Origin of the sequence: Bacillus sp. GMs2/2 (assembly GCF_050172095.1) — a bacterium.
GTDB lineage: Bacteria > Bacillota > Bacilli > Bacillales > Bacillaceae_G > Bacillus_A > Bacillus_A cereus.
Map to the genome: position 1 here is coordinate 1 of NZ_JBNLYE010000776.1, position 614 is coordinate 614.

Below are 614 nucleotides of genomic sequence, written 5' to 3' on the forward strand. Positions count from 1 at the left end.
ATTGATTATTCTTGCCAAGACGGTGTCACACCAATTGCCGCGTCGAAAGGTGGCGTTGTAGAGTGGGCGAAATTTGGCGCTTCCGGTTCGGGGTTTGGCGGATATGGAAACGTAGTTGTAATTAATCATGGGAATGGATATTGGAGTTTATACGGTCATATGTCGTCCATTACTGTACAGGAAGGTCAAAACATTGGAGTCGGTCAACAGGTAGGTGTTTGCGGAAGAACAGGGCAAGTAACAGGGCCACATCTTCACTTTGAGATCAAAACATCTTTGACGTTTGGTCAAGTCGACCCATCACCTTATTTGCCGAAATAAGCGGAAAGAAAGCGAGGATTAGGGATGAAACAGGGAATCGTTGGTTTAATCATAGTTGTATTAGTGGGTATCAGTGTATGGTTATGGAATCAAAATCGCACCTTACAGCATAAAGTTGAGCAAACGGAAAAGAAATGGACGGAACAAGTAAAAGAGCTAAAAACAGAAAATCGAGCATTGGAAAAGCGCGTAACAGTTTTAACAGAAAATACGCAAGATAAAGGGCAAGAAGTAGCGAAACAGTTTGTAGAGCTGTTAATACAGAATGATAACAAGCAAAAAGAAAAGCCAGG

At 42.0% G+C, this 614-nt stretch carries 1 protein-coding gene and 1 pseudogene; both read left to right on the forward strand.

From position 1 onward, the window contains the following. Positions 1-321, forward strand: a 321-nt coding sequence (locus ACQGS6_RS29450) for a M23 family metallopeptidase (RefSeq protein ID WP_426966108.1), incomplete at its 5' end; no start/stop codon positions are given. Positions 322-345: 24 nt separating this feature from the next. Then, positions 346-614 (forward strand): annotated as a pseudogene (locus ACQGS6_RS29455) (hypothetical protein); the annotation flags it as partial.